This is a genomic window from Kocuria marina (genome assembly GCF_000786655.1).
Taxonomy (GTDB): domain Bacteria; phylum Actinomycetota; class Actinomycetes; order Actinomycetales; family Micrococcaceae; genus Kocuria; species Kocuria marina_A.
In genome coordinates, this window is record NZ_JROM01000024.1 from 1 (window position 1) to 1345 (window position 1345).

Genomic DNA, 1345 nt, shown 5'->3' on the forward strand with positions numbered 1-1345 from the left:
GAGGGGCTGGATCAGACATTCCAGAAACCCACTGACGACCGGGCCCGTTTGACCATTCGACTGCCCCAGGAGACTTACAAGCAGCTCCAGCGTGCCACCGTCGAGATGGACACCAAAGTAAACCCCGTCGTAGTCGCAGCCATAGAGCGCGTGCTTCGGGAATATGAGGAGTCAGGCCGTCTAGACATTTAGACGTCTAGACATCTAGACATCTAGACATCTAGACGTCTAGACGTCTAGATGTCAAAGTAGGTGAGGGGGATCCGGCAGCCGGACCCCCCTCACTATGTGCGCGAGAACCTGTAGGGGAAGCTCACCTTCGCTGTCCGTCGTCCTGACGCGGAATTGTATGTGCCCGTTCCACGGCGTCAAGGGCGCCTACGGCGTCGCTACGCGATGCGCTGCGCGCACCCCTGACCCCGCTCCACTAAACACATCCTGCTTCCAGCTATCAGGACGACGGGCCAGGCTACACGGATGGCCCCCACAGGTCAGAGCCCCGGAACCGTCCCGGAGTAGGGGGCATGAGCGGAGAAAATCATCAGCAAAAACCTTCCTAGTCTACTTGTGTCTAGCGTTGAACGCGAGTAAACTAAAGAGTGTTCAGGCGGGAGGAACAACCCGCCACACCAACAGGAAGGACGGCAGGCAATGACTACCCAGACCGCGAAGAAGCAGCCCACCAAGAAGCAGCAGGAGCGCAGGGAAGCGGCAGCGGCCAAGCGCAAAGAGGTCACCGAGAAGGCCGCCCAGGTGGCCGAGCTGATCGAGACCGACCCCGCCACGGCCAAGCGGTTCGCGGCATTCGCGGCTCGGATGCCCAGCTACAGTCCCAAGAATCAGGAACTGATCTTTTCCCAGTTCGAGGGGGCGACCCAGTGCGCAGGATTCAACAAGTGGAAGGAGTTGGGGCGAGCTGTCCGCAAGGGTGAGCGGTCCATCAAGATCATGGCCCCGACCGAGCGCACCAAGAAGGACGACGACGGAAACCCGGTGATCGACCCCAAGACCGGCAAGACCGAGAAGGAAGTGGCATTCATCGTGGTGAGCGTGTTCGACGTGAGCCAGACGGACGAAATCACCGCCTAGTCTGACGGACAGCGGCCGGGGGAGTGATCCCCCGGCCGTTTTTCATGCCGGAACCAGTCCGAAAATCTGCACGAAAATATGGCCGATCCGCTTGTGTCTAACGTTGAATACGAGTAAACTAAAGAGTGTTCAGGCGGGAGGAACAACCCGCCACCACTACCGGAAGGACATAGGCAATGGACGCCAAGACCACCACCGAGACGATGCTCGTTTTCGTGTGCGAGTGCTGCGCGCTGATGATCGCCAACGGCGATGA

General features: G+C 59.3%; 2 protein-coding genes. Both read left to right on the forward strand.

The features are described 5' to 3' along the window. Positions 1–192, forward strand: a 192-nt coding sequence (locus AS25_RS15020; protein WP_035964223.1) for a hypothetical protein, incomplete at its 5' end; no start/stop codon positions are given. A 459-nt stretch (positions 193–651) separates the two neighbouring features. Then, positions 652–1089: an ArdC family protein gene (locus tag AS25_RS08255; protein ID WP_052160833.1), complete on the forward strand. Its 438-nt coding sequence runs from the start codon at positions 652–654 to the stop codon at positions 1087–1089. Positions 1090–1345: the final 256 nt, after the last annotated feature.